The organism is Colwellia psychrerythraea (assembly GCF_000764225.1).
GTDB lineage: Bacteria > Pseudomonadota > Gammaproteobacteria > Enterobacterales > Alteromonadaceae > Colwellia > Colwellia psychrerythraea_D.
On record NZ_JQED01000034.1, the window covers coordinates 1 to 1165 of the forward strand.

At 34.8% G+C, this 1165-nt stretch carries 2 protein-coding genes; both read right to left on the reverse strand.

The window, feature by feature from the left end; all coding sequences use genetic code 11:
• Positions 1 to 212 precede the first annotated feature (212 nt).
• On the reverse strand, positions 213 to 491 hold the full coding sequence (locus ND2E_RS0121600; RefSeq protein WP_150113756.1) for a hypothetical protein: 279 nt from the start codon (positions 489 to 491) through the stop codon (positions 213 to 215).
• A gap of 108 nt (positions 492 to 599) precedes the next feature.
• A complete protein-coding gene (locus ND2E_RS08840; RefSeq protein ID WP_033094296.1) occupies positions 600 to 953 on the reverse strand; it encodes a hypothetical protein in 354 nt (117 codons plus the stop codon).
• Positions 954 to 1165 lie beyond the last annotated feature (212 nt).

Consider the following 1165-nt stretch of genomic DNA (forward strand, 5'->3'; position numbering starts at 1 on the left):
ATATCTCTTTTAATTCGAATTGAAAATCAGAACTTAATGAAGGTAATCGATTTTTTCTATTTTTTCGTCCTTTACGATTATTCCTTCTAACTTTTTTCATAGTGATAACCGTTCCGAAAAACATAACTCCCTAATAATGGGCAAAAAATTGTTTGCTAAAATGTTGAGGGACGAAAACAGCAAACTGTTTTTTGTCCTTATTAATTAGCTTGTTATTTCTCTTTTATCTTATTGCTGCGGTATTGGCAATACTTATAAAATACAGCTGACAGGATTATTACTAAAACTGAATTAGAAGAAGCTTGATTAGTAAGCGCATAAACCATAGCAGTAATCCCAGAAACGAAGTTAAACATTGCAAGGAAAGCTAATCCCTCTTTAGCATTAAATTCATTTTTAAGCTGCAAGAGCTTATTTATTAACATTAGTGAAAGTGGATTTATACCCAACAGCACCAAATACCAATAATCTAAAATAACATCCATATTCACAAAGTTCGCATGAGATATAACGCCCTCGTTAATGGGCAAAATATTGTTGGCTAAAATGTTGAGGAACGAAACACAGCCAACTGTATTTTGTCCTGATTTAACAGCTTGTTATAAACTGTCACACTCTACAGTATCAAAGCCTTCTTCGATAGTTGAACTATCAGTAAACCCTAAATTTACTGCTTCATCTAAATCCTTTTCATCAATGGAAAAGATATGGACTTGCCCGCTTTCTGCTCCACATAGAGTTACAACACCTACACCAATTAAAGTACCACAACTTTCAGCTTTAACAGAGATTCCTGCTCCCGTTAAGTATTCTTTGGTTGTACTAATTGGGATAGCATTATCTTGGCATTGTAACGCGCCATTTGAGATAACTACGTTGACATTTACCTCTTCACTATCATCACAAGCCAACAACATAGGCAATATTAAAAAAGGTAAGAATTTAATGTTCATCAAAGCACTCCATTACTTAGATTAAGTTTATAGACATAATGACTCCCCACGAGGTGCTAGCCTCCAAATTCGTGGGTTAGCAAAACCAGAGCCATAATATATGTGTTAAACAATATAAATTGGAGGCTAGCATGTACAAACATAACATACTTTTCATTGGCCTAGATACCCATAAAGTATCTACTGAAGTGGCGCACGTTGAAGACCAACGC

What these genes read in the sequence shown, in the direction of transcription:
- ND2E_RS08840 (WP_033094296.1), bottom strand. Translation starts at nt 953, where the DNA reads ATGAACATTAAATTCTTACCTTTTTTAATATTGCCTATGTTGTTGGCT.